The organism is Bifidobacterium tissieri (genome assembly GCF_002259645.1).
Classification (GTDB): Bacteria; Actinomycetota; Actinomycetes; order Actinomycetales; family Bifidobacteriaceae; genus Galliscardovia; species Galliscardovia tissieri.
Genome location: NZ_MWWV01000035.1, coordinates 1 through 1,616, shown reverse-complemented (window position 1 = coordinate 1,616; position 1,616 = coordinate 1). Strand labels below are relative to the sequence as shown.

Below are 1,616 nucleotides of genomic sequence, written 5' to 3'. Positions count from 1 at the left end.
GAGCGGGTGGATGGCGTGCAGGATGAACATCAGGGCCCCGGCCGCGACGAGTGCCGGCCGGCTTCCGGCGCCAATGGCGTCGATGAGTTCGAATACGACTTGGATGAGTCCCAGCAGAGTTGCGATGTTTTGGATCATGCCGACGTCTATGCGGATTGGCCGCGGCTATCGGACGTGGCCCTTGCGGATGTAGAAGCCGGGTTCGCTTGTGGGGTCATCGTGGTTGTTGGACTGGATGCCGGTGTCGTAGGACCTCGGCCCGTCGTCGTCCCCGTCCGGCTCCGGCGCGGACTTGGCGGGTTTCCAGTGTTCCGGTTTGATCAGCGACGCGGGGTCCGGGTTCCTGCTTCTCATGTAGCACACCCATTCGCAGGCGCGTCGCATGTGCTCCTCGGGCAGTCCGCGGTGGTCGAGGAGCACATGCTTGAGCGGCGAGTTGACGCCGCCCTCGAGACGGTTCGTGGTGCGCGCCACCGGGCCGCCGGCGGTGAGCGCGGGTTCGAGGAACGCGAACAGCTTGCCCTCTCGGAACAGTTTCTCCAGTCGCCGGTAGCAGCGTCGCACGTCCTCGTGGGTCCACCACCATTGCCGTTTCATCGCCTTCGGATTGTCGGGATCGTCCTTCGCCCAGGTGCGTTCGTTGATGAACGGCCCCCAGGCGACGTGCCACGCGTTGAGCGCCTCGCCCCATCTGACGGCGGTCTCGCCGTCACGTACCTTGGTGAGCCGGTCTGAGAGCTTCTTGAGCTGCCTGCCCGCCTCCAGCCTGGGGTTGGAGGTCAGGTCCGTTCTCGTGTTGCGTTGCACGTGCACCAGGCAGCGTTGGATGCGCGTGCCGGGCCAGGTCTCACGGCAGGCGGTCTCCGCGCCGCGCAGCCCGTCGGTGACGAGCACGTCCGGCGCGGGCATGCGCGAGAACAGCGCCGTGTAGGCCGCCTTGGACTCATGCCCGCACCATTGGAAGTCAAGCGTCTCGCCGGTCTCGCCGTCGATGGCGATGATCAGGCACCAGCCGTGGTCCATGTACGTGCCGTCCGCCATCACCGTATGATGCCTGGCCGTCACGGACGGTATGCGCGGATGGATGTTCCAGCACCAGGCGGTGCGCTTGCGCAGGGCGCGCGAGTCACCGGACGGGTCGATCGCACACTGCGGCTGCCTGCCCAGCAGCCAGGTCAGGAATTCGTCCAGCATGCGCGCCCGCGCGGCCCGTTCCTGCGGCATCGTCGAGCTCAACGAACAGTCGGGACACTTCCACCGTTGGGTGCCCTTCGCGGTCCTGCCGTTCTTCTTCATCGCCCGACCGCAGATCGGGCACTTCTTCGCCTTGCTGGATTTCGTTCTCACGACATCCAGCCCNCCACCCGACCCATGGCACAAGCCGGCTATTTTCCCGCCGTCGAAAATAACCAGCCGACACGCCTACTGCCACAAGGCCAGATGCCAGTTATAAGCACCACAAAAGTTCCTATAACCCNGANNNAGTATTCGGACAGCTTGCCCCATTCGCCGGACTCGTCCACGAAGATGCTCAATTCGCTCAACCGATTCCCTGACAAGACGGCGGATAAAGGAATGCCGGGGGAATACCCCCGGCGACTTGGAGCCTCGCCCTT

1 protein-coding gene is annotated in these 1,616 nt (G+C 64.7%); it reads right to left on the bottom strand.

The window, feature by feature from the left end:
- Positions 1 to 165 precede the first annotated feature (165 nt).
- A complete protein-coding gene (locus tag BTIS_RS11580; protein ID WP_094665603.1) occupies positions 166 to 1,347 on the bottom strand; it encodes an IS1249 family transposase in 1,182 nt (393 codons plus the stop codon).
- Positions 1,348 to 1,616: the final 269 nt, after the last annotated feature.